The organism is Amycolatopsis sp. NPDC051758, from assembly GCF_044453095.1.
Lineage (GTDB): Bacteria > Actinomycetota > Actinomycetes > Mycobacteriales > Pseudonocardiaceae > Amycolatopsis.
Genome location: NZ_JBITCJ010000019.1, coordinates 87,570 through 111,824 on the forward strand (window position 1 = coordinate 87,570; position 24,255 = coordinate 111,824).

The 24,255-nt window shown below is 69.7% G+C and carries 16 protein-coding genes and 1 pseudogene; 1 reads left to right on the forward strand and 16 read right to left on the reverse strand.

Going from position 1 to position 24,255, the window contains the following annotated elements:
• Window positions 1-56 precede the first annotated feature (56 nt).
• The 15 genes from ACIA5G_RS49900 to ACIA5G_RS49970 form a co-directional block, all read right to left on the reverse strand.
• Window positions 57-2,942, reverse strand: a complete 2,886-nt coding sequence (locus ACIA5G_RS49900) for an alpha/beta fold hydrolase (RefSeq protein ID WP_395936898.1) — start codon at window positions 2,940-2,942, stop codon at window positions 57-59.
• A 20-nt stretch (window positions 2,943-2,962) separates the two neighbouring features.
• Window positions 2,963-6,184 (reverse strand): amino acid adenylation domain-containing protein, encoded by a 3,222-nt coding sequence (locus ACIA5G_RS49905; RefSeq protein ID WP_395936900.1) that lies wholly within the window; start codon window positions 6,182-6,184, stop codon window positions 2,963-2,965.
• A gap of 36 nt (window positions 6,185-6,220) precedes the next feature.
• Entirely contained in the window at window positions 6,221-7,444 is a 1,224-nt protein-coding gene (locus ACIA5G_RS49910; RefSeq protein WP_395936902.1) for an acetyl-CoA carboxylase biotin carboxylase subunit family protein, read from the reverse strand.
• Between the two features lie 60 nt (window positions 7,445-7,504).
• Complete coding sequence (locus tag ACIA5G_RS49915; RefSeq protein WP_395936904.1) at window positions 7,505-8,656, reverse strand: acyl-CoA dehydrogenase family protein; 1,152 nt, start codon at window positions 8,654-8,656, stop codon at window positions 7,505-7,507.
• Entirely contained in the window at window positions 8,653-10,260 is a 1,608-nt protein-coding gene (locus ACIA5G_RS49920) for an amino acid adenylation domain-containing protein (protein ID WP_395936906.1), read from the reverse strand. The genes ACIA5G_RS49915 and ACIA5G_RS49920 overlap by 4 nt, the downstream gene beginning before the upstream one ends.
• The gene (locus ACIA5G_RS49925) at window positions 10,247-10,990 is read right to left on the reverse strand and encodes a thioesterase II family protein (RefSeq protein WP_395936908.1); all 744 of its coding nucleotides are present in this window, start codon (window positions 10,988-10,990) and stop codon (window positions 10,247-10,249) included. Before ACIA5G_RS49925 ends, ACIA5G_RS49920 begins: the two co-directional genes overlap by 14 nt.
• A 4-nt stretch (window positions 10,991-10,994) precedes the next feature.
• Window positions 10,995-11,294 carry an acyl carrier protein gene (locus tag ACIA5G_RS49930; protein WP_395936910.1) on the reverse strand — a complete coding sequence of 100 codons (300 nt, stop codon included), beginning with the start codon at window positions 11,292-11,294 and terminating at the stop codon, window positions 10,995-10,997.
• Window positions 11,291-12,256, reverse strand: coding sequence for a chlorinating enzyme (locus ACIA5G_RS49935; protein ID WP_395936912.1), 966 nt, complete (start codon window positions 12,254-12,256; stop codon window positions 11,291-11,293). The genes ACIA5G_RS49930 and ACIA5G_RS49935 overlap by 4 nt, the downstream gene beginning before the upstream one ends.
• Window positions 12,257-12,322: 66 nt before the next feature.
• Window positions 12,323-13,609 (reverse strand): cation:proton antiporter, encoded by a 1,287-nt coding sequence (locus ACIA5G_RS49940; RefSeq protein WP_395936914.1) that lies wholly within the window; start codon window positions 13,607-13,609, stop codon window positions 12,323-12,325.
• A gap of 62 nt (window positions 13,610-13,671) precedes the next feature.
• Window positions 13,672-15,228: an NAD(P)/FAD-dependent oxidoreductase gene (locus ACIA5G_RS49945; protein ID WP_395936916.1), complete on the reverse strand. Its 1,557-nt coding sequence runs from the start codon at window positions 15,226-15,228 to the stop codon at window positions 13,672-13,674.
• Window positions 15,229-15,734: 506 nt separating this feature from the next.
• Window positions 15,735-16,769, reverse strand: a complete 1,035-nt coding sequence (locus ACIA5G_RS49950; RefSeq protein ID WP_395936918.1) for a ParB N-terminal domain-containing protein — start codon at window positions 16,767-16,769, stop codon at window positions 15,735-15,737.
• A gap of 1,066 nt (window positions 16,770-17,835) precedes the next feature.
• Complete coding sequence (locus tag ACIA5G_RS49955) at window positions 17,836-18,846, reverse strand: GNAT family N-acetyltransferase (protein ID WP_395936920.1); 1,011 nt, start codon at window positions 18,844-18,846, stop codon at window positions 17,836-17,838.
• A 4-nt stretch (window positions 18,847-18,850) separates the two neighbouring features.
• Window positions 18,851-19,825, reverse strand: a complete 975-nt coding sequence (locus tag ACIA5G_RS49960) for a sporulation-delaying protein SdpB family protein (RefSeq protein ID WP_395936922.1) — start codon at window positions 19,823-19,825, stop codon at window positions 18,851-18,853.
• Entirely contained in the window at window positions 19,774-20,274 is a 501-nt protein-coding gene (locus tag ACIA5G_RS49965) for a hypothetical protein (RefSeq protein WP_395936924.1), read from the reverse strand. Before ACIA5G_RS49965 ends, ACIA5G_RS49960 begins: the two co-directional genes overlap by 52 nt.
• Before the next feature lie 104 nt (window positions 20,275-20,378).
• Window positions 20,379-20,522, reverse strand: coding sequence for a hypothetical protein (locus ACIA5G_RS49970; RefSeq protein ID WP_395936926.1), 144 nt, complete (start codon window positions 20,520-20,522; stop codon window positions 20,379-20,381).
• Window positions 20,523-20,723: 201 nt separating this feature from the next.
• Here ACIA5G_RS49970 and ACIA5G_RS49975 point away from each other — a divergent pair, with 201 nt between their 5' ends.
• Window positions 20,724-23,822 (forward strand): BTAD domain-containing putative transcriptional regulator, encoded by a 3,099-nt coding sequence (locus tag ACIA5G_RS49975; RefSeq protein ID WP_395936928.1) that lies wholly within the window; start codon window positions 20,724-20,726, stop codon window positions 23,820-23,822.
• A gap of 14 nt (window positions 23,823-23,836) precedes the next feature.
• Here ACIA5G_RS49975 and ACIA5G_RS49980 read toward each other — a convergent pair.
• A pseudogene (locus ACIA5G_RS49980) lies at window positions 23,837-24,255 on the reverse strand (ABC transporter family substrate-binding protein); the annotation flags it as partial.

Below are 24,255 nucleotides of genomic sequence, written 5' to 3' on the forward strand. Positions count from 1 at the left end.
TCATCGGGCGTCCGGAAACGTGGTCTCACCGTACCGCTGAGGCTGTCGCTCGACATTCAAGCCTCTGGGATCTCTTTCGGCCGGACGTGGTCACCGTCTTTCACCATCGCCAGCAAGCGCTCCAGCAGGGTGGCGTTTCTCATGAGACCGTTGTGGTGGAATTCGTCAGTTGCCAGCACCTGCGTGTTCCCCACCTTTTCCGTCGAGCGCAACTGCAATTCCACCGGGCTGTAGAGGTCACCGTCGTACACCAGCGCGACCAGCGGCACCTCGTTGGCGGTCAACCGGTCGAGGTCGTAGAGGGCGCGAAAATCCGCCGCTCCGGCCAGCAGGCCGGCTGCCTCCGCGAAGGGGACGAGTTCGCCGAACTCCTCGAACATCCACGGGTAGATCATCTCACCGATCAGGAGCAACGGGACTGCGCCGGCCTCGAATTCCGGGAACCTCGCGAGCGCGCGGTGCGCGGCCCAGTCCGTGGGCCGACCCGGACCCGCGTAGATGAACTCCTGGAGGGCGTACAGCTGCATGTCGACGAAGCCGGTTTCGGCCACGACAGCTCGGCGGAAGGAGTCGGAGATCTCGTCCCCGTCCCACGCCTGACGGACGATGTTGTGGACGCGCTCGAACCCGTGGCTCATCCCGAGGTTGCGTCCCAGCAGGCGCAACCGGCGGCTGGTCAGCCGGTCGCCACCGGGCAGCCGGACATCGTTCTCTTCGAGATGGGTGGCCAGGCGCCGGATTTCGCCGACGTCCTCGGGGTATTCCGCGTAGTACGCGGCGTTCTTCCGCACCAGCTCGGCGTAGGTGTGGTCGTACACCTCGTCGACGGACGCCTCGATGCCGGGAACACCTCCCGAAACGAACGCGGCGCTCAGTCCCCCGGGAGCCAGCGACAAGTACGTCAGTGCGATGAAGCCGCCGTAGCTCTGCCCCAGGATCGACCACGGGCGGCCGCCGGCGAGCTTTCCACGCAGGACCTCCGCGTCCGCGACGATGCTGTCCGCGCGGAAGTGACGCAGGTAAGCGACGAGCTCCGCGGGACTGCGGGCCGCCGCGGTCCGCGCCGTGACGGGCGAGCTGCGCCCACCTCCGCGTTGGTCGAGCAGCAGGACGCGGTGGCCCTCGAGCGCGGTGGTCAGCCAGCCACCCGCGGCCTCCGGCGCCGGGCACGGTGCGCCGGGACCGCCCTGGAGGAACAGCAACCACGGCAGATCATCGTGTTCACGCTCGGCGTCGACGACCTCTTGGGCGTAGATCTCGATCGTGGGACCGTCCGGCGCGGCGTGGTCAAGGGGAACCCGCGTCCGGTGTTCGCGCACGACGAGGGCCGAACCGGCGGTCCGGAGGTGGTCGAATCCCGCGGGATACGTGCGTAGCAGCTCGCGGCCCGCGGCATCGACATCCGAGGCGCGCCCGGCCGACGCCGAGACGACGTAGTCCGCCCCGGCCGCATAACCGAGCGAAGGACACAACCCGTCTGGGCGAACGAGGGACAAGAACGGAGTCAGCGCGTGGATCTCCGACCTTTCGACCGACGCCAGCAGCGTTCGCCGCCATTGCTCGTACCCGACGATTTGCACGGCGCGGCCGATGGACCGGATGCCGGACACGATCTCCCGCCAGGACACGGCTTGGTCGGCGACGACGCGTTCGGCAAAACCCTGCCCGCATCCGTCCAGTGCACCGGCCACCAAGGTGTCCGCCACGTGTTCCGCCGAGGCCACCGGGAACGCCAGGTCCAGGTCCGGGGCCGAGCGCAGGGAAACGCAGGTGCGCACCATCGCCGCCAGGAATTCGTCGCAGAGGTCGACCGTGCCGTTCCGGACCGCCGCCACCTGACCGAGCCGGTACGTGCACGCCGGGATGCCGCGGGCGGTGGCTTGACGCATGAACTGCTCGCCCACCCACTTGCTCTGCCTGAGCCCGCCCGCGGTGGCGTCCGGCCGGTCGGCGCCGAGGACCGAGACGAAGTGGACGGCCTTGACGACCTCCGATGCAGCGAACCGGAGCACTTCCTGGGTCCCGAGGACGTTGCCCGGTGTCAGCTGCTCCAATGACGACCGGTGGTCGAAGCAGTCACCCGCGTGCACGACCTGGTCGATCCCGCACTCGAGCCGGCGGTACGTTTCCGGCTGCATCCCCAAGTAGGGCTGCGTCAGGTCGCCGAGGACGGCGATCAGCCTCTCCGCGTCCTCATCGCGCCACAGCCCGTGTGCTGCCAGGCGAGCCTGGAGGAGTTCGAAAGCGCTCTCGGCGTCCGGTGCCGGGACGACCACGTGCACGGTCGTGCCGGGCCGATCCAGGACCTTCCGGATGACGAAGGGTTCGACGCACGACGACATTCCCGTGACCAGCACCCTGGTGGGCGACGGACCGGCCGGGCGGACGTCGACGGCCGGGCGGACATCGGCGGGAAGCACGGCAAGCCGGGCCAGCTCTTCCCCCTCCACCCGGACCGGCCGGGCGCCGCCAGGTTCCGCGGGCCAGGGGCGCCGGCCGGCGAGCCGCACCAGCTGCCTGACAGTCGGCTCGGCCAGGAACCGCGCCATGTCGAACGGGGCCCCACCGGCCGCGGTCCAGCGGGCCGCCATCCGGACCGCGGTGAGCGACGTGCCCCCGAGCTGGAAAAAATCGGCCTCGACGTCGATGTGCTCCAGTCCCAGGACATCGGCCCACAAGGCACAGCCCGCGGCCTCGGCGGGCGTGGCGGCGGTTTTCCCGGGCTGCGCTCCGGGCGTCGTTCCCTCGGTGCCGACCGCGCTCAGCTTCGCGCGGTCGACCTTTCCGTTCGGGAGTTCGGGCAGTTCGTCGACCACCACGATGCGCGCGGGGACCATGGCGGGCGCGAGCCGCTCCCGGGCGTGCCGGTGGACGTCCTCGCGCAGTGCTGCCGTCCGCCTCGTCCGCCCCGGGTCGTTGGCGACACTCTCCGGTTCGTCCATGTCGTTCCTGTCTCCGGCGGTCATCGGAAGGTGATGTCCAGCTCGGTGGGGTCCCCGGACGCGGCCGGCCGGACGTGAACGTCGAGGTCCCGTTCCCGGGCGACGCGGTGGACGTCCGCGGGGTCGACGGCGTGCCCCGTGGGCACCATCCACACCGACCGGGCGACCTCCCAGGCCGTGGCCGCCGGGTCCGCGTCGTCGAGCGCCCGCAGCGCGGCCCGGGGCCGGACCAGCCGCGCATTGGGCACGCCGGTCACCTTGCGGCCGCCCCCGTCCCGAGCTCGATCCGCAACGCTCACGAGAGCGTCGAGGGCCGGTTCGTCCGGTTGCGGCCACTGGACGACCGGCAAGCCGGCCTCGGCCGCCGGGAAGGCCGGGTGGCGGGGCCCGAACAGCGTCACATCCCAGCGGAACCGGGACATCTCGGTCCAGGCCCGGTCGGCGCGGCACTCGATCCGGGCGGCGAAGCCGTCCTGGTGTGCCGGGAGCTCGTGGAAGAACCCGGGCGCCACGCACAGTTCATCCTCGGCGCGCACGTGGTGGTCGACGAGGGTCCTGAGTTCGGCCGCGGGCATGAGGCGGGGGCTCCGCCGCACCTGGACGTCGGCGTGGAAGTGCCGGAGAAGGCGTACGTCCCGCACATCTCCGACGAACACGGCGCCCGAGGGTCCGGCCACGCGGACGGCCTCGGCGATGACTCGCGCCAGGTAGTCGCGACCGGGGAAGTACTGGATGACCGAGTTGAGCACGACGAGGTCCGCCGATGCATCGGGCAGCTCCGCGAGCATGCGGGCGTCCCCCTCGCGGAAGACGACTTCGCCCGGCCCGGCGGTCGACGTGCCGAGGGCCGCTTCGGCCATCGCGAGCGCCTCGCTCGCGATGTCGATCGCGACGTAGTGTTCCCAGCCGCGATCGAGCCCCCGCAGCAGCAGCCCGCTGCCCGCACCGACGTCGACGATGCGGCGGGGCGCCAGCCGCCGGATCCGCTCGACGGTGGAACCGAGCCAATCGCGCATCTCGCCGTCCGGGATGCGCGCACGCGCGTAGCTGTCGGTCCAGCCCGCGAACGCTCCTTCGCGTTCCGTCCGATACCTCGCGTTCCACACGTCGCGCCAGCCGGAGCCGAACCGTTCTTCGACATTTTCCGGACGGAAGCGTACGAAGGCCACGAGTTCGTCCCCGCGGGTGGCGTGGTTCGCGACGACCACCGCAGCCGCCTCGACCCGCGGGTGCTCGGACAGGACGTTTTCGACCTCGTCCAGTTCCACCCGGTGTCCGCGCAGTTTCACCTGCCGGTCGGTTCGCCCGAGGAACTCGAGCACGCCGTCCTCACGCCACCGGACGTGGTCGCCGGTCCGGTAGCAGCGGTCCTCCGGGCCACCCGCGCCCGGCACGAATCGTTCCCGATCCAGTTCGGGTCGCCGGAAGTAGCCCCGCGCCACACCGGCGCCGCCGATCCACAGCTCGCCGGGAACGCCGAGGCAAGCTTCGTTGCCCAAGCCGTCGACCACCCTCGTCGTCGTGCGGCTGATCGGACGGCCGACCGGGATGGACTGCCCCCGGGTGTCGCCGGGCCGCAGGTCGTGGGTCATCGACCAGACGGTCGTCTCGGTCGGGCCGTACATGTTGACCACGCGCGCTCCCGGCACTGCAGTGACCAGCTCGTGCGCGAGTCCTCGCGGCAGGAGTTCGCCGCCGACCAGCAGGGCCCGCACTCCGCCCAGCGCCGCCAGCAGGTCCGGCTCGGACACCACCGCCGTGAAGAACGAGGGGGTGGCCTGGACCAGCGTGGGCCGAAAGCGGCGGACGAGACTCAGCAGGGAGTCCTCGCCGCGCGCGAGCCGCTCCACCACGCGTGCCGGGCAGACCACCGTGGACGCCCCGCGCGTCAGGGGCCACAGGAGCTCGAGGACCGAGATGTCAAAGGCGACGCTGGTCTGGGCCAGTACGCGGTCGGCCTCGGACAGGCCGATCGCGTGGTCCATGCCCAGGAAGAAGTTGGCCAGGTTCCGGTGCTCGAGAACCGTGCCCTTGGGCCGTCCGGTCGACCCGGAGGTGTACATCACGTACGCGGTGTCCGTGCCGGTCACCGCGTCCGGTGGCGCGCCACCCCCGGCTCCCCGATCCTCGACGGGCACGAGCGGAACGTCGATGGGCGGCGGACCGGCGTCCGGCCCGGTGACGAGGCAGGCGACCTCGGCGTCCGAGGCGATGAACCTCAACCGCGCCAACGGGAATCCGGGATCCAACGGCACGTACGCCGCGCCCGCCGCCAGCACGGCCAGCAACCCGACGACGAGATCGGCACTCCGGTCGACGTACACCCCGACGCGGTGCCCCGGAAGCACGCCGTGCGCGCGGAGCCGGAGGACCAGGTCGTCGACCCGGCGGCCGAGCTCCGCGTAGGTCAGGCTGCCGCGGACGTCGAGCACCGCGACACTGTGCGGCCGCTGCCTGACCTGACGGCGGACCTGGGCGTGAACCGGTTCCGGTCCGGTCACCTCGACAGCCGGACCGGTCCCCCATCCCCGCACCGCTTCGCGTTCGTCCGGGGCCCGGATGTCAGGAGCGGTGGCGACCGCGTGCGGCTCGGCCACGATCGCAGCCAGCGTGGTCCGGTAGTAGCCCGGCAGGCGGCGGGCGATCCCGGCGTGCACCCGGGCCGAATCACACCGAACGTCCAGTGCGATGTCTTCCCCGCGGGCGCCGACGGTGAACCGCACGGCCAGCGGGAACTCGGTGAGATCGCGCCCGGCCGCACTGTCCTGCCGGACCGGGTGCTCCGCGACGTCCACTCGGCTGTCGATCACCGACTGCGGTGCCCGGCCCGCGAGGCGCGGGTAGCCGACGGACTGCGCGGCGGCCCACCGTTCCAGCCGGACCACCTCCCCGGCCACGTCGCACCATGTGCGGCCACGGAGGTCGACCCGCACCGGCACCAGGTGCCCGGGTGCGCCGGAGCCGACGACGGCGGTCACCACCTCTGCGGCCGACGTGACCGACCCCAGCACCCGCAGGTGCGCCGCCACCAGGAACGCCCGCACCGGCAGCCCACACTCCTGTGCGAGGAGGGAAATAGCCGGCCCGATCGACTCGATGCCGGGGACCCGGGTATCCGGTACGGCGTCGACGTCACGGCCCGCGCCGGCCGGCGGTGGGAGGGGCCGGGAGTCGGCACCCTCCATCACGGCGGTCCAGTAGTCGAGGTCCAGCCCGGTCTCGGGCGCCGCACTGCGTGTCACCACCGCCCCCTTTCGTTCTTGTGAAACAGCTTCCGGTCAGGCGCTCTTCCGGTCGTGCAACTCGTGGGTGAGCCGGACGGCCTCGTCGATGCGCCGCTCGCAGCTCGCGATGTCGCCGGCTTCGATGAGCGCCAACGCCACGCAGTAGGTGCTGAAGAGCATCTCGCCCATCATCTGGCCGACCTGGACCGTCATCTGGACGTCGCAGACTCCGGGCAGGGCCTCGATGTCCGCACGCGTCACGCCGTTCACGGCGCCGGGCTTGACGGGGAGGCACACGAAGCCGTAGACGGACTCTCCGGCCGCGGCCGGCTTCGGTGGCTCTTCGCCGGCGAGGAGCCGGGCGTGCGCGGTCCAGGGATTGATGCCGATGGTCCGCTCGGCGGTCTGCGGCGCGAAGACGCCGGCCGGCCGCCAGGCCAGCTCACCCGCGACGAACTCATCCGGCTCGCCGAACACTTCCAGGTGGAAGACGCCCCAGCGGCCGCCGAGAGCGGACACGGCGCGCTGGGCGAACGCCGTTGCTGTGGTGTAGAGCAGGGGGTGCGCGGCAACGGGGTAGGCGACCGACCGCAGCGGTGATCCGTTCTTGGTCTCACGAAGCGGCGCCAGATATCGGGACACCATGAGGTGCGTGACCTGCCCGTCGACCACGGCGCCGTCCAAGTGCCACTCGCGACCGTCCTGCATCTCCTCGATCACCGCGTGGCGCAGCGCGGGAGTGCTGGTGAGCACCTCGTGCAGCTCTTCGACGTGCCGGCAGACGTGCACGTCCCGGCTGCCTCCCCGTGAAGGGGGCTTCACCACGAACGGGGCCGACAGGCCCGCCACGACCTCGTGCAGCTCAGCCGGCGAGCGAGGGGCGCTGGTCACCGTCGCGTACCGAGCCGTGGGCACGCCGTGCTTCACCCACAAGGACTTCTGGTGGGCCTTGTCCCGGCCCGCCATCGCGGTCGGCAGGTCGATCCGTGCCGTGGCCGTGCACCCGAGCAGGTTGTTGAGGAAGCCCGCCGTGACCACGGCGAGCTCGTGGCACGGGAGCACGAGGTCGACCTTGCCGGTCTCGCCGAGGTGCAGCAGCACCGACCAGGCCAGTTCGGGAATGTCGAAGTCGGGTACGTACCCGATGTTCGCCAGGCGGTTCGCGTACTTCTCGGCGGTCCGGCGGTCCCCCTTCGAGTGGAGCACAGTCAGGGTGTGACCGAGGTCGAGCAGCTCGGCCAGGACTTCGGCTCGCGCCCCCAGCAGGACGATGTGCACTGGCTTGTCCCTTTCGGTTTTCTCGTGTGGTGTGGGAACTCCGGCGGCACGCCGCTGTGTTCAGGTGAATTCCGTCGTCTCGAAGATGAGGTCCCGCATGAGTTCGCTCGCCCCGGCCGTGATCGTCCCGGCTGCCGCGTCGCGGTGTACCCGCGCAATCTCGGAATCTTCCCGGTAGCCACGGGCACCGTGGTACTGCGTGCACGCGCGGGCCGCCGACACGGCGAGTTCGGTGGCGCGGAGCTTGAGCGTCGACGCGGTGCCGGTGTCCAACCGACCCTCGGCGTGCCGCATCGCCGCGGAGTAACCGTAGGTACGGACCAGGTCCAGCTCGGCGGCGAGGTCCGCCAGGGTGTGCCGGACCGCCTGGTTCGCCGCCAGCGGCGCGCCGTTGACGTGGTGACCGCGGGCGAACGAGCCGGTCAGCGCGAGGCTGCGCGACGCGCCGCCGATCGCCAGCAGGCCCGCGACGAGGCGCTCGAAGTCCAGCGCCGTCATCAGGTACGACAACGTGTGGCCGGCTTTGCCGAGCAAGCGCCCGGCCGGGACGGGCACGCTGTCCAGTGTGACCTCGCAGACGTCGGCGGCGCGCCACCCCACCATCGGCTCCGCGGTGGTGGTCACCCCGGGCGCATCGGCGTCGACGAGGAGCAGGCCGCACCCGGCGAGCGACCTCGGCCGGGACCCGGCGGTGCGGACCCTGGCCAGGCAGAGGAAAAAGCCCGCTCGTGAACCGTTGGTGACGTGCGCCTTCCGGCCCGACACCCGATACCCGCCCGCTCCGTCGGGCTCGGCACGGGTGGTGATCCCGTTCAAATCGGTGCCCGCCTCGGGTTCGCTGAGCGCGAGGGCAGCGACGCGCCTTCCCTCGCGGACGTCCGGCAGATAAGCCGCCTGCTGGTGCGGTGAACCGAACCGGTCGAGGTAGAACGCGGTCATGTACGTGTGCACGGCGACGGCGGCCCGGACACCCGCATACCCGGTGCGCCCCAGCTCCTCGAGGAGGATCGCGCTCTCCATGAAGCCCGCGCCGGCCGAAGGCAAGCCGAACAGGCCAGCCGCGGCCAGTTCCCGCCATCCCCCTGGCGGAATGCCGCGCGCACGCTCCCACTCGTCCGCGTGCGGCAGCACGGTCTGCTCGAGTGCCGCGCGCACCCAGCTCCGGACCGGGTGGGAGGCGGCCAGCAACGCCGGCAGGCTGTCGTTCTTCATGTGGCTTCCAGCACCTCGTGCTCGCCCGGCGCGCCGGTGGCCGTTCGCCCGGAGATCAGGGCGCGGCGGTCCACCTTGCCCGTCGCGGACAACGGGAGCGCAGGACACAGGTGGATCTCCGCCGGCACCAGGTATGCGGGCAGGCGTGCGGCCAGGTAGTCGTGCACTGACGCGGCGGTGCAGTGCGCGCCGGCCGGGACCACGAACGCGACCAGCATCCGCCGGCCCGGCGGCCCCTCGTGCACGCAGACGACGTTCTGCCGGATGTCCGGATGCCGATCGAGGTGATGGGCCACTTCTCCCGGCTCGACCCGGAAGCCGTTGATCTTGACCTGGTCGTCGAGGCGGCCCGCGAAGACCAGGTTCCCGCGAACATCGATATAGGCCAGGTCGCCGGTCCGGTAGAGGCGCTCACGCCGTCCACCGATGTCGTACTCGGCGAAGCGCTCCGCCGTTGCCTCCGGCATGCCGACGTAACCGAGGGACAAGCCGGGACCGGCGATCAAGAGCTCACCGATCTCGCCGGTCGCGCACAACCGGTTCCCCGCCACCACGTAGACCCGCGTGTTCTGGATCGGTACGCCGATCGGGACCGGGCCGTCGGACGGCAGGGCACGGAGCGTGTGGTAAGTGGCGTAGGTCGTGCTCTCGGTCGGCCCGTACACGTGGACGATCCGTCCGGGCCCGTAGCGCGCCACGGCGTGGCCGAGGTGCTTCGGGGAGCAGTCCTCCCCGCCCGTGAGGATCGACCGCACCGAGTCGAGGACGGCCGGTGCCTCGTCCATGATCGAATTGAACAAAGCCGTGGTGAGGAAGACGGTGGTGACCGCTTCGTCGGCGAGGATGCGTGCGAGTTCCGACAGCCGCAGGAATTCCGGCGGGTAGAGGACGCACGTACCGCCGTTGAGCAGGGCACCCCAGATCTCGAACGTCGCCGCGTCGAACGCGACGGGCGCGAGGTGCAGCACGCGGGTGGTCGCGTCCAGTTCGGTGTAGACGGAGCCGCACACCAGCCGGAGCACGGCGCGGTGCTGGACAAGCACGCCCTTGGGCCGGCCGTGGGAGCCGGAGGTGAAGTTGACGTAGGCCACCGCGTCCGCCGGGATCCGGCTCGGGCCGGCCAGGCGGGGATCGACCGGCTCGGTCGTCCCCGCCTCGACCGGCACCGCCCGCAGGGCGGGAAACCGGCGGGCCAGGTGCTCGGCACGATCCGACAGGACGACCGTGCAGCCGGTCTGCCCGGCCAGGTCGCGCACCCGCTCCCCGGGCCAGGACTCGTCGAACGGCAGGTAGGCCGCACCGCACTTCTGCACGGCCAGCAGAGCCGCGATCAGCTCGGGGCTGCGCCGGACGGACACCGCGACGACGTCCCCTGATCGCACCCCGGCGCCGGCGAGCCGGGCCGCGAAGACGTCGGAAAGGTGGTCCAGGGACCGGTAGCTCAGCCGCCGCGTCCCGCAGACGACCGCGATCGCGTCCGCCCGTTCGGCTACGCGACGCCGGAAGACGGCCGGGATGCTGTCCCCGGCCGGGTAGCGGACATCGGTCGAATTGAACGCCTGGTGCGCCCTCACCGCGCTCGCACTGACGTCAATCGTGTCCATGGTCCCTCCCGATCCGGGCGTCGATGATGGTCAGCAGGTCCGCGCGGTGGGTGTCGGGGAAGAAGTGGCCACCGGGTGCCTCGACCACTTCCGTCCCCGCACCACCGAACGAGGTCCAGCCGCGCATCGCATCGTGGGTGTCCTCCGTGTCGTCTCGTCCGTAGATCGCCGTGATCGGCGCGGACAGGACGCGCTCGTGTGCGTCGCCCCACAGTTCGGCCAGGCGGATCTCCGCGCGAACGACCGGGAGCACCACGTCCATCACCGGCGCGTTGCCGAGCACCTCCGGGGCGGTGCCGCCCATGGCCTTCAGCGCACCGAGGAGCTGCGCGTCGGTCAGGTCGTGCAGAAACGGCCGGGCTTGAGGCCAGTCGGGACTCCGGCATCCGGAGACGAAGACCCGGGCCGGCTCGGCCCGGTGGGCCAGTTCGTAGGCCACTCTCGCGCCGAAGCTGTGCCCGTAGAACGCGTGCGGCATCGACAAGTGGGGCGCCAGGATCACGGACACGTCGTCGACGAGCGCCTTCCACTCGGTGTACGGCTGCTCCCTGAGCCGGATGTCGTGCCCGGGCAGGCGAAGCGCGAGCACGTCCACGTCGGCCGGCAACCCACCCGCCCAGGAGCGGAACAGGTGCGGGCTCCCGCCGGCGTAGGCGAAGCAGATCAGGGTCAGCCGGGGAGAGTCCGGTGCCGCGCGCACTCGTACGATCCACTTGTCGTTGTCGGGCACGAACTCACCGCACCTCGGCGCGCCGCGATGCTTGCCCGCCCGCGCTCTCCGCGGTCGACTCGGCGTTGCGCGTGATCAGGCCCGCGATGCCCCGGACCGTGCTTTCTTCGTACAGTTCGTCGGGCGGGAGACAACTCTCGCCGAACTTCTCCTCCGCGCGCGCGACGAGGCGGATCACGCTCAACGAGGTACCGCCGAGGGCGAAGAAGTCGTCCGACGGGCTCTGCGCGGACAGCCCCAGGGCGACGCATGCGTCGATGACCCACCGCTCCATTGTGGACGGATTTCCGTCGGCGCCGGTCACGAAACTCCCCCCGGCGCCGGGACGGGGAAGCGGAACCCGTCCACTGTCTCCGCCGTGTAGCGGTTGTGGCCGAAGGTGTCGGTGCCGGACACGAGGACGTTGCCGAACTGCTCGAGGCTCGCGCTGCCACCGAACTCTTCCAGCTCGTCCGAATACGGGTAGACCCGGACGGATGTCGGCAGATAGCGCGCCGCGTAGCCCAGCCGCATCTGGTCCGTCAGCCCGCTGTGAGGGTGCGAGGCGTGCATGAGGGTCGACCAGAAGATGATGAACTGCCCTTGCCGCATGACCTGCGAGACCGCCGCGGACTCGTCCGGCGCCCAGCCGGGGTCCTTCTGGAGCGCCCGGTAGTCGTACCCGAAGAAGCCTCGACGCACGCCGGCCTTCTCCGTGGCGTTGATCGACGACTGGTCGTAGACCATGGTCTTGGACTCGTCGTAGTTCATCACGTCGTGCGTGCCCGGGATGAACTGCAGGCAGCCCATTTCGACCGGTGCCGGCGTGAACGCCGTCCACACCGTGATCGTCCCCCCGAACTCGGCGTCGTTGGGCCACTCGATCTGCGGCTGCTTCGACCCCGCCACATTGGCGAAGTTGTCCGCCTGGTGCCAGTCGGTCCCCTCGTCACCGGGGTACTTGGGGAAGAACTCGCTTCGCCAGCACAGCACGTCCGGCCCGAGGATCGAAGCGACCCGATCGACGATCTCCGGCCGGGCGATGTGCCGGGCCAGGAACTCGACGTCGAGGTGCCGGTCATAGTTGGCGAGGTTGGTGACGCCGGAAATCCCCTTCCCCTGACCGTAGACCGCCCGCTTGGTGTTGAGCAGCTTCGGCCGCAGGGCCCGGAGGTTCTGCTCCATTTCCTCGGGTTCGTAGAGGTCGAACGGGCCGATGAAGCCATCCCGGTGGAACTGCTCCACCTGCTCCGGGGTCAACGAGAAACCCGGCTGTTGTTCTGCCATCACATTCTTCTCCTACCTGACTCAGGACTCGCCCGGCGGCGACCGGCGACACAGCTGATCACCACGTCAATTCACGCGCCGGTAGCCACCGTCCACCACTTCCACTCTCGACCGGCGGCGCAGCTCCGCCCGGTCGATCAAGCCCAGCAACGGCCCGGTGAGCGCAGTCGTGACCAACGCCATCACCACCAAGGCCAGGAACACCGAGGCGGTCAGAATTCCCGTGCTGTAACCGAACTGGAGCACGATCAGCTCGGTCAGGCCCCGGGTGTTCAGCATCGCACCGATGCGCATGCTGTCCCACCTGGTCTGTCCGCCCAGCCGCGCACCGAGGTAGCTGCCGACCAGCTTGCCGCCGGCGCCGAGCACCACGGCGAGGACGATCAGCAGCACGGGCACGGCGCCGAAGTCCTTGGTGAACACGGTGATTCCGGTGACCACGAAGAAGATCGGCACCAGCGCCCGGCCCAGCGTGCTGACCTTCTCGACGGCGTTCTTCCAATGCTCCCCCTCCCCGGCGGGAACGGCCATTCCGGCGAGCACCGCGCCGAAGATCACGGTGAGGCCGAGCTCTTCGACCGCGAGTGCCATGCCGACGGCCAGCGCACCGATCAGGGCACGCGTCCAGCCCGGCCGGCCGGCGCACCACCGGTCGACCACCCGCCTCCGCAGGAGGCCCCGGACCGCCAGCGCCGTCAACGCCGAGCCGGCCAAGACCACCAGTGAGCGGACGAACTCCGCCAGTTGACCGCCGGCCAGTCCCGCCGCGACGGGAAGGAGCAGCCAGCAGGCCGAATCGATCACGACCGCCGCGCCGAAGGCCACCCGGCCCGACTGCGTCTCCGTCATCCGGCGGTCGGCGAGGATCCGGGCCAGCACGGGCACCGCGGTCACGGACAAGGACAACGCCAGCATCACCATCAGCGACGCGGCGGACGCCGGACCTCGCACCGACGGCGTGCCGGCGAACAACACGTAGCCGGCCAGCAGAACACCGGTCGCGGCGGGTACCAGCGAACCTGCGACGGTCCAGCCGATCGCCCTCGCCGAGCCACGGGCTGGGTGAAGCCGGAGCTTGTGGATCGTCCCCACGAGGAACAACGCGAGCGCGGCGTGGGTGAGGAACTGGAGGCCGGCGAACAACTCGCCCGGCAGCACCGCGGCGAAGCGGCGGGGGCCGAGCAGCCAGAGCGCGATCGGCCCGGCGAGCAGCCCCACGGTGATCTCGCCGACGACCTTGGGCTGACCGAGCCGGTCCGCCGTGAACCGCCCGAGCCCGATGATCACCACGATCACCACGAGCACGGCTGCGACGTGACCCACGCCGAACAGCAGATCCGAAACGAAGTCCATGAGATTCCCCTGGGATGCTTCCGGTCGCCCGGCGGGACCGGGGTTTTCGGAGCGGGTTGCTCCTATCCGACCGTCAAGAGACCGGCGGTGTGCAAGGTGCCGATCGCGGAGACGCAGAGCGCGCGCTCCGACGAACCGGCGCCCAGCTTTTCGACGATCTCACCCACCGTCGCCCGCCCGTCGACGGCGCCGATCAGCTCCGCCATGAAGCTGCCGTGCTCGTAAGCCGGCCGCACCGTGCGGTTGCGCTGATGTTCCAGGACCAGGCCGGGCGACACGAGCCCCTTCCGGAACACCAGGCTGTCGCGCCGGGTCACCTCGTCGGCCAGGCGCGGGACCGCCGAATCCGGCGTCTGTGCCACGGAGATGTCGACCCGGAAGTCGGTCATCTGGTCCGCGAGGGCCTCCGGTAGCCACAGCTCTTCGTTGTCTTGAGCTTTGAGGAAGAACTTGGCCCCCACCGCGCCGAGGTGCCGGCAGATCGCAGCCGCGTCGTCACGATCCACCGCGGAGAGGTCGCGGCGCCGCCAGAATTCACCCCGGCCGGGGTGGACGCCGTACAGCACCTGCACGGTTTCGTCCACCCGGTGGTAGTGCCGCCGCATTTCGTCGTCGTACCACCGAGCGGCCACGTCGTCCGCGATTTCGCCCGCCAGCACGGCCACGAGGGCGCCGGCCGCGTGACTGGCCGACATCAGCGCTCCGTGCACACCGGTGGAGAACAAGGGATCCACGAACATCGCGCTGTCGCCGACGAGCACGTAACCCCGGTCCCACAGGGGGGCGTCGACGACGTGGTTGGTGTAGCGCAGCAACCGGCCACGCCGGGCGACCGCCGCGTCCGAAAGCAACCGCCGGACCAGCTCGGTCTCGCCGATGGCCGCGTCGAGGGACGCCTGGGGGTTCCGGTGCTCGACCAAGTCCGCGTCGGTCACCATGCCGACGCTGGTCAGGTCGTCGCTCAACGGAATGAACCAGAGCCAGCTGTTCTCGGCGGCCTCGGTGATGATGTCGTCTCGGCTCGGGCCGCCCGCCCGGTCCGCGCCCGAAAAGTACGCGCAGACCGCAGCACGCGTGTGGCCGTCGTCGGCAACCGGGAGACCGAGTGCCTTGGGGACGAACTGGAACAGCCCGCTGGCGTCGACGACGTAGCTCGCGGCGAGGTGCCGGACCGACGTGCCCTCCTGGACGACCACGCCGTCCACCCGGCCGCCCGCGTCGAAGTGCAGCCGCTTCGCCCAGGTTTCCCTCAGAACGCGGACGCCGGCCTTTTCCGCCTGGTTCAGCAACAGTTCGTCGAACTTGTCCCGGGAGACCTGGAAGGCGTACCCCGGGCGCGGCATGCCGAGGCGCATCTCCTCTTTCCGCCCACCCCAGCGGAAAACCGCACCCGGCTTCCGCACGAAATCACCTGCTTCGATGATTTCTGCCACGCCCAAGTCCCGCAGGTACGGCATCGACATGGCGAGCAGCGATTCCCCGATGTGCTCACGGGGGAACTTCTTGCCTTCCACCAGGGCGACCGAGACTCCCGACCGGGCAAGCAGACCTGCGGCACAACTCCCCGCCGGCCCGCCGCCGACCACCAGCACGTCGACACTTCCACCGGAATCACTCATCGGATCCTCATCTGCTCAAGCTCTTCTCGCCACAGCACTTGCTGTGAACCGTCGGCGGTCGCGCCGGGGAAGGGAGGCGCGCCTCCCTTCCCCGGCGATCAGTCAGCCCACCCGGGTCACGCCGGGTCCGAGTTGGTGTCGTACTCGGCCACGATGGTCACGTTCAGCTTCTCCATGAGCTCCTGCTCGCTGATCTCCAGAACCTTTTCCACAGCACACCCCCTTTCCTCGAGAAGCGAAATCAACCGCCGGACGGCGGTGGCATGACAGAATCCGGCCTCGCTCTTTCGAGCGTGGCACCCAGATTCACGAATTGGCGTCGCTGCAGCTGCAAAGGCCGCAACCCAGGCGTTGCGCCTCGGCAGCGAAGCACCGGGAGATCACCGAATTTTGCGAACCTCGGCGGGCTCCCCTGACCGCCGTGTTTCCTCACCGTAGTGATGCCGATCCGGGAGTGTCAACGTGCGCACGGCGGCGCCGGGAAATCGACACACCGCGACCGCCATTCAGCCCGATTCGGTACTCCGGTCGTCCCTGCATTCGAGGTTCTCCGCGAAATCCTGCCACGCCAGCGCGCATTGATTCGCCAGCAGGATGACCTTTTCCCGCTGGTGAACAGGGACCCGGAGCACCATTTCTGCCCATTGCCCGTCGTCGATCGAAGCGCACCCGATCAGCCGGAGCAGCAACCGCCCGGACTCGCTGAACCGCAGCGAAGGATCGCTGGTGAGAAGCGCGACGAATGTGGCGGCCGAAGCGTCGCGCGGGCGCTCCCGGCCGGGCTCGGCGTCCTGAGGGCGCGGTCCGGCGAACCGGGGCGCGTTTCCCGGGGCCGGCGCCGGGCCCGGCGCCGGCTCCTGCGCGGCGTCCCTTCTCCGCTGCTGCGGCGGCAAGGGCGACTCGCCCCGGGCGAGCCTGGCCCGCACATCCTTCGCGGTCGACGGCGAGATGCGCGCCACCTTCGCGATCTCGCGCAGCGACGCCTTCGGATTGGCCGTGATCACCTCGGCGGCCCGCCGGCGCGCCTCACTGCCGTCCACCGGCCTGATCCGGCCGTCCCGGCCCACCCGGACGTTCGACTGTTCGATCCGGTCGGTCGAACGCGCCCGGATCGTCCCGATGGTGCCGGCAGCCAGGCCGGTGACCTCCGAAATTCGCCGGTCCGACCACATCGGGTGGGAATCGACGATGCGAGCTGCCGCGATCTTGCGGTCGGCAGTCGACAGCGGCAGCCCGTGCGCGTGGTTGAGCTCCACGGAGAGAACGAAGGCATCCGTGTCGTCGCCGGTGAAGAACAGCACGTCGATGGCTTCGTCGCCCCGCAACACCGCCGCGCGCACGCGGTGCACCCCGTCGATGACCTTCATGGTCGGCCGGTGGACGACAACCGGCGGCAGCGGAGTCTCTATCGCGGCGAGCAACTTGGTGTGTTCGACCTGCTCGCCGTGGACGCGCGGGGAATCAACGATCACCAGCCGGACGATCGACACCCTCTCCGGTACCGCGGACAACATGATTCGTTCAGCACGCAGGTCCGCCACTACGCCCCCTCTCTGTGCCCACAGTGCGTGTGCCTTGCCCTCTCCAAGATCCGTCCACCGCGCCGACGCCGTGACAACGTAAGGCGCGTCCCGGTCGGGGAACGCCGTTTCGGCACCGGGGACGTCCGCGATTGCTCCGCGCAGGAGCTCGAAATCGATGCTCGGCAACGGCCGGCGATGAGGAAGACAGTCGGCGTGTCGCGCATTCGTTCCGTGATCCGATCGTGGTTACCAGCGGTCTTCACCGCGCCGTCAGCGACGATGACCTGAGGCGCGGAACGGAGCAAGGCGTCGCCCCGGCCACCGCAGACATTACGAAGGGACCGATGTCGACGGAGTTCATGAGCGTGAGATCGACCATGACGACAGCGTCGGCGACAGTGGCCCCGGCGACGTTGTGCCCGCCGCAAGGCCGCGTCGACTGCGTCGGCATTGACACCCAGGCAAACGGCACGGTCACTCGACAGCGAGCACGAGTTGATCGACTTCAACACAGGTTGACGCATTCGGTCCCGTTCACTCAATGGTGCCATCGGCACAGGAAAGCGCAGATCGCAAGCCACACACGCCCCGCGCTCCGATCATCCGCTCACGACTCGACGATGTCGCTCGACAGAACGGATCCCGGCGGCCGACATGGGCAAGCACGCCACCACGCGGAACCCGGGCCCCCAGCTTCGGTCGAACACCGCCACAGGCCTGCCGGACAAAGTTCGATCACCTCCCCGTACGTGACGATCATCCGGACCGGCCGGGAGCCGGATTCCGCACGCAGGAAAGGCCGCTCCGGCCGGCTGGGAGGACAGTGCCACGCCTCGCTACTCGTGCGGGACTCGTCGGCTACTCGCGCGAGACCGAAGCAGCTTGATGTTCCGGCCCGGTGAAGATCAGCATTGCAATCGGGCAAGGTGGCGGGGCTGAGGTGAGCGGTGGCGCGGCGTGGTCGAGCGGCGACCGGACGTCAACCGTGACTCGAAGATCTCGATTGTGAGCGGTGAAGGCGTAACGCACCGGCGTCACGCACGAAGGTCCTCGCCGCGATCGACCCCCGCGCTGCTCCAACGACCTACCGGACAGCTGCCAGCCGCGCTTCCACGGCGGCGACCTCGCCTTGCACGGCGATCAAGGCGGGCAGTGTCGTGTATCCGACTTCGTCGTTGACCCGGATCATGTGCGTGTTCTCGGCACCGGTCGTCGTGCTGATCCATCGGACCTCCGGTGCGTCGACCACCAGCCGGCAGAGCATGTGCGCCTTCACGCACCGCCCCAGACCGCTCCCCCGATGTTCGGCCACGACCGCGGTGTCGCGCTGATAACCCCAGTCCGGTCTGCGTGGGTGCACGCAGAGTTCGGTGAGCGCGGAGACAGCACCTGTGGCTTCGTGCACGGCGACCACCAGACGCTGGAGGATGCCCTGCGACCGCAGTTCCGCCTCGGCGGCACGCACCCGCTCCACCGTGTATTCCGGCCAGCGGTAGTCCGAATCCCCCAGCGGGGCGTCGTGTATCGCGCCCCGGGCGAGCGCGTAAGAAGCGACGAGGCTTTCGGGAGCGGTTCCCTCCCAGTACTCCAGCCGATACCCGGCCGGGACCGGCACGTCCCATCGCGTCCGGTCGGCCGTCGCCGTGATCAGCGCCTGCCTGACGACCCGGCGGACCTGCCGGAGGCCGACGGTTTCGGCCCACCACTGCCCGGCGGTGCCCGCCACCACGTCCCAGCTCTCGATCGCGCGGCGCTCCTGCGCCTTCAGCTCGGGCAGGATCGCGCGCAGCAGCGCGGAGCCGATCCCGGCGCGGCGGTGCTTCGGAAGAAGCTTGACGTTGACCAGCGCGATGTCACTGTTTTCCTCGTCGAGGAACAACACTTCCGCGACCGCGACGACATCGCGGTCCCGCAAGCCCACCCAGTGCGCCGCGCGGCCCATGCCCGGCATGGGTTTCTTCATGCGGCCGATCAGTTCCTCCAGCGGGAGGGCGGGTTCCCCGGGCCGGTCCGCAGCTTGGCTGGCCGTCACCACGTCGTGGTAGGCGGCGAAGCCGGCTTGAGTGGCCCGATTCGGCTCGAACCGCTCGATCACCAGGTCAGTGCGCACGTGCCTCCTCCTTCCGTTGTGACCACGGACTCCACCGCTGCCGTCGCGCACCCGCCGGCCCAGCCGGGTTCGCGGCGCACAAAAGGAGCGCGATCATGGTCAGCCCGAAACTGGGCAAGCCGAGCAGCACCGCGATCGCCAGGTGCAAACCGGAACCGAGGACCAGGGCCAGCGCCCGCCACCTTCGCCCGCCCATGATCGCGACCACGATCATGTATTGGACCGCGATCACGGTCCACGTCGCCGGCGCGACGATCGCATCCGACGCCAGCAGCGGTTCGAGCGCCGCACGAACCGGCATCGGGAAGCCGAATTCGGGATCGGACGCCACGATCCCGAGCGCGCGGCCGTGCACCCAGGCCGGATCGCTCAGCTTGGCCGTCGCCGCGACCAGGTAGATCACCGCGACCTGGACTCGCAGCATCAGCGCCCCCGCCTGGGAACTGCCGCGGAACCAAGCAGGTAGCGGCTCCCGTACTGCGTTCCACTGCCATTTGCGATCGTCGCCGAGGCAAATCGGGATCAGCAGGAGCGCGGCGATTTCGGCGGCGCGGTCGCCACCGTTGGACAGTGGCATGGCCGCCGCGAGACTGAAGTTGACGTACCAGTGCGGAATGCACGTCCACCGCGGGACAGCACCGATCAGGACCACCACGAGGGTTGCGATGGCCACGGCTCGGGCGAGCATCGGGCCGACGCCCTGATCCCCCAGCAGGCACCACAACGAGACCGACCGCAGGCCACCACATCGCACTCCTCCCGGGACCGCCGGTGAATCGGCGAACAGTGTTGTGTCCGAGTTGAACAGGAGAACGCTGAGCTGAGCGCCGGCCAGCACGCTGCGGCCCACCGCGAACAGCACACTTCGCGGTTCGTGACGGTCAATTGCCGAGCCCAAGCGGCTCCGCACGCTCACCGGTCCCCGCACCGCACGTTCACGGCCGCTGCCCGGTACGGCAACCACGGTCCGTCCGGGAGCCGGCCGGATCCGGACTGGGTGACGTGCTCCAGCGCGAGCACCAGCGGTCCGCAGAGCCGCGGCTCCCGGGAAAGCGCGTTCAGCCGGAAGACCAGAGTCGGATCCGGCAGTTGCTCACACAGCGCTTCGACGGTGCTCCCGCACGATTGCCAGTAGCGGTCCGGTATCCGGCGGGCGATGTCCCACGCCTGGCTCGAAGCGACGTCGAGACCGCGGTCGAGACCGCCGCGTTGGCCGTCCCACACCTGTCGCTCGAACCGGCGGCCCAAGTGGCGGTCCGCTCCGGCCTGGTAAGCGACGACCGTGTCCTTGGTCCCGGTGAAGAAGACCCACTCCTGCGGCCACACCACCTGGTAAGCGCCGAGTCGCGCGCGCACACCGCCGAAGACGGAATCACCGCCGAACTGGACGAAGCAGGACACGGCGAAACTCAAGGCCAGGACGATCGCAGTGAGCAGGAATCCGCGAAAGCCGCGGTCGCTTTCCTCGTCTTCGGCGGTACTGGAGCAACGGCGCCGTGACAGCCACACCGGACGACCTAGCTCCAGTCGACCCCGCCCTGCGGCCCGGCCCCGACCACGTCGTTCTGCGAAACCTGCTTCTGCTGCGGTGCTTCCCCGGCCGGCGTTCCGGTGACGGCCACGGCGACGAGTACCGCAACCGCGCACGCAGTTCCGATCATGAAAGTCCTGATCATCTTTCCCCCTCCGATACAGCCACAAAACCCTGCTGTGCCAGCAGAGCGCCCGGGAGCGTAACACCGCGGACTACCCCTGAGCTACTTGTAGGCTACCCTGGGCGAAGATCTTGAAGTGCCTCGACGGCGGACAGCGAGAACACCGCTCGACGACGTCGCGGCGACCGCCGGCTCAGGGAGGCAGCCGTGGAGTTCCGGATCTTGGGCCCGTTGGAGATTCGATCGTCCGATCGGACGATCGAAATTCCGGGCATCCGCCAGCAGAAACTGCTCGCCTTACTCGTACTCAGCGCCAACCAGGTCATTTCGGACGAACGGGTAATGAGCGAGCTGTGGGAGACCCCGCCACAATCGGCGCGGCAGCAGATTCACAACGCCGTCAGCAGTCTCCGCCGGAAGCTCACCGCGGCAGGAACTGCAACCGGGGCGGGGATCGTCCGGACCGACGTCGGCTATCGCATGAAAGTCTCGCCCGATTCGGTCGATTCGTACCGGTTTTCCCAGACCACGGAGGAAGCCCGGGCCGCCGCCGCGAACGGTGATCTCCACCAGGCCGCCGACCGCTACCGCACCGCTCTCGGGCTCTGGCGGGGCGCCGCGCTGGCCGGTCTGCACGGGACCACGATCACCAGTGTCGCGGCGAGCCTCGACGAGCAGCGGCTGACCGCGGTCGAGGAGCTGATCGAGACGCGCATCCGAGCGGGCGAGCCCGCCTCCGTGGTGGGCGAGCTGTACGAACTGGTCAGCGCGAACCCTCTCCGGGAATCGCTTCGCGGACGGCTCATGCACGTCCTCCACCTCGTTTCCCGCCAGGCGGACGCTCTCGCCGTCTACGAGGAAGGGCGGCGGATCCTGGCCGAAGAGCTGGGGGTGGACCCGAGTCCCCGGCTTCGGCGGCTGCACGCGGCGATCTTGAGCGGCGAACCCACCGGCGAAATCGCCCCGCCGGCGGACGCCGGTCCCGTCGCGGTCCCGGCCTCCACCGCGCGGCCGCCGGCCGGCGCGCCGGCGCGCCGGTTCTTCCTCCCACACGACATCAGTGACTTTTCCGGTCGGGCGGCCGAGCTGAACCGGCTGCTCTCCGCAGCAAAGGACACCGTGCCCACCGCCCTGGTGATCTCCGCGATCGACGGGATGGGCGGGATCGGAAAGACGACCCTGGCGGTCCACCTCGCGCACCGCGTCGCAGGCGACTACCCGGACGGGCAGTACTTCGTGGACCTCCGCGGGTACAGCCCGGGAATGGATCCGATGCCGGCCGAGCAGGCGCTCGACACCCTGCTCCGGGACAGCGGCGTGCCCCCGGAACTGGTTCCACCCGGCCTCGACGGGCGCCGGGCCCTGTGGCGCTCGCACCTGGCGGGTCAGCGGGCCCTGCTGGTGCTCGACAACGCGATCGACGGGGAACATGTGCGCGCCCTGCTGCCGGGTGCCGCGGGTGTCCTGGTGCTCGTGACGAGCAGGCGCAAGCTCACGACGCTCGACGGCGCCGTACCGATGTCGCTCGACGTCCTCACCCAGGCTGAAGCCGTCGCGCTGTTCACCCAGGTCGCCGGCCGGAGCGCGGGCGACGACCTGGAGGCTGTGGGCGCGGTGGTCGAACTGTGCGGCCGGCTGCCGCTGGCGATCCGCATCGCGGGTGCGCGCCTGCGCAGCAGGCCGATGTGGCAAGTCGCCGACCTGGTCCGGCGGCTCCAGAACCAGCGCCAGCGTGCCCGGCTTCTCGAGACCGACGACCGTGGCGTGCTGGCCGTCCTCCGGGTGTCCTACCGCTACCTGCAGCCGGATCAGCAGCGGGCCTTCCGGCTACTGGGTGCTCACCCGGGAACCGACTTCGACGCGTACCTGCTGGCTGCGGTGACCGGCTTTTCAACCGACCGGGCCGAAGACATCCTGGAGTCGTTGTTCGACGACAACCTTGTCAAGCAGCGCACCGGCGACCGCTTCTACTTCCACGATCTCGTCAGGGACTGCGCCAGGCAGTTGTTCAGGGAGTCCGAAGACCCCCGGGAGCAGCGGATCTTCTGGGGAAGCCTGCTCGACTACTACCTCCATTGCGCGGCGAAGTGGTGCGAATTACTCGACAACGACACTGCCCACGTCACGCCGCAGATCCAGCACCCGCCGGAAAGCGAGAGAGCGGTCGGCTCCGCCGAGCAAGCCGTCGGCGCGCTCAACACCGAGTACAGCAACATCCTCGCGGTTGCGAAGATCGCTGCGGAGCAGGGCTTCCACGAGCACGCCTGGCAGTTCCCGTGCGTACTGCAGCCGCTGCTCCGGCTGCGCAACAACTACGGCGGCGCTTCCCTTTCCCTGTTCAGGGAGGGGTTGCGGGCGGCCCGGCTCCTGAGAGACGGTCGCGCCGAAGCCGCCTGCCTCGTCGGGCTCGCGACGATTTGCCGGGAGCGCAAGTCGGTTGCCGAGGCGAGGGACTACGTTGAACAAGGGCTCAAGGTGTTCCGCTCGCTGGGCGACCACAGCGGCGAGGCGGCACTGCTGGTCGAGCTCGGCAGACTCTGCCTCGACGACGACCTCCTGAAAGAAAGCCGTGACGCCTTCGTCGCGGCAGACCAGCTGCTGACGAGCGTTCCCACGAGCTTCATCCACGCCTCCGTGGCGAACAACCTCGGCGTCATCTACCGCGACCTCGGCCAGTTCGACCTCGCGCTGCAGCACCTGAACCGGGCCCTCGCCATCGTGGCGGACGACAACCATCCCCGCCGCCGGGTCCTGACGTCGTGGTCCGTTGCGGCCGTCTTCTACTACCAAGGCCGGCACGAGCAGGCGATCAGTGAGTTCACGCAGGTGCTGCGCACGAGCACCGCGGTGAAGTTCGACCACGGCCGGGCAGCCGCGATGACCGGGCTGGCCGGCGTCCAGCGGACCCTCGGCTCGTTGGGTGAAGCCATCGAGCTCGGGCGAGCGGCGCTCTCACTGGCGCGGCAGTTCGACTTCTGGAAAGTCGAGTGCGAAGCGCTGAATGTGCTCGGCGAAGCCAACTTCGCGCTGAACAAGCTGGATCAGGCGCAGCAGGTGTTCGACCACGCGCGGGAGCAGGCGGTCCGGCTGGCGTCGAGCAGATACGAGGCTCGGGCCCTGGAAGGGCTCGCGCACGTGGCCCTCGGCCGAGGCGAACGGGCTTCCGCAGAACGCCACTGGGAGCAAGCGATCCGGCTGTACCCCGACGGTATGCACGACGCCGGGTTCGCTCGCAGTCACCTCGTTTCCGGAGGGGCGGATGCAGTCCGGTGCTTCCGCTGCGACACCGTTTCGCTCCGGGTGTGAACCACCGGCCGCCGTCACCCGGTGCGCGACCATTCCCCCGCAGTCCACAGGACACCGTCGTACGACTGCATGTACACACGGTCGATGCCCTTGAACGCCCACATGCTCGGCGGCTGGAACAGCGGCAAGGTCGCGTACTCGTCCGCGATCGCCTTGTCCGCGTCCTGGTAGGCCTTGACCATCGTGCTCTCGTCCGTCGCCCGCACGGCCCGGTCGAAGGCGTTGTCGATCACCGGTGCACATAACCCCTGGCGGTTCCGCTGTCCTCCATGGGCGGGGCAGCTGTAGCTGCTGCTCAGCGGTCCCTTGAACCGCAGCGAGGTACCGAACAGCGCCGCGTCGTAGTCACCGGTCGAAACGCGGCCACCCTTGAGGAAGTTGGCGTCGGTCTCGTCCTTGACCTCGATGCCGGCGGCCTTGGCCTGCGAGATGA

Excerpts from the sequence above, each read along its gene's own strand:
- ACIA5G_RS49945 (WP_395936916.1), bottom strand. The coding sequence starts at position 15,228 with ATGAGTGATTCCGGTGGAAGTGTCGACGTGCTGGTGGTCGGCGGCGGG.
- ACIA5G_RS49900 (WP_395936898.1), bottom strand. The coding sequence starts at position 2,942 with ATGGACGAACCGGAGAGTGTCGCCAACGACCCGGGGCGGACGAGGCGG.
- ACIA5G_RS49940 (WP_395936914.1), bottom strand. The coding sequence starts at position 13,609 with ATGGACTTCGTTTCGGATCTGCTGTTCGGCGTGGGTCACGTCGCAGCC.
- ACIA5G_RS49970 (WP_395936926.1), bottom strand. The coding sequence starts at position 20,522 with ATGATCGGAACTGCGTGCGCGGTTGCGGTACTCGTCGCCGTGGCCGTC.
- ACIA5G_RS49920 (WP_395936906.1), bottom strand. The coding sequence starts at position 10,260 with ATGGACACGATTGACGTCAGTGCGAGCGCGGTGAGGGCGCACCAGGCG.
- ACIA5G_RS49935 (WP_395936912.1), bottom strand. The coding sequence starts at position 12,256 with ATGGCAGAACAACAGCCGGGTTTCTCGTTGACCCCGGAGCAGGTGGAG.
- ACIA5G_RS49915 (WP_395936904.1), bottom strand. The coding sequence starts at position 8,656 with ATGAAGAACGACAGCCTGCCGGCGTTGCTGGCCGCCTCCCACCCGGTC.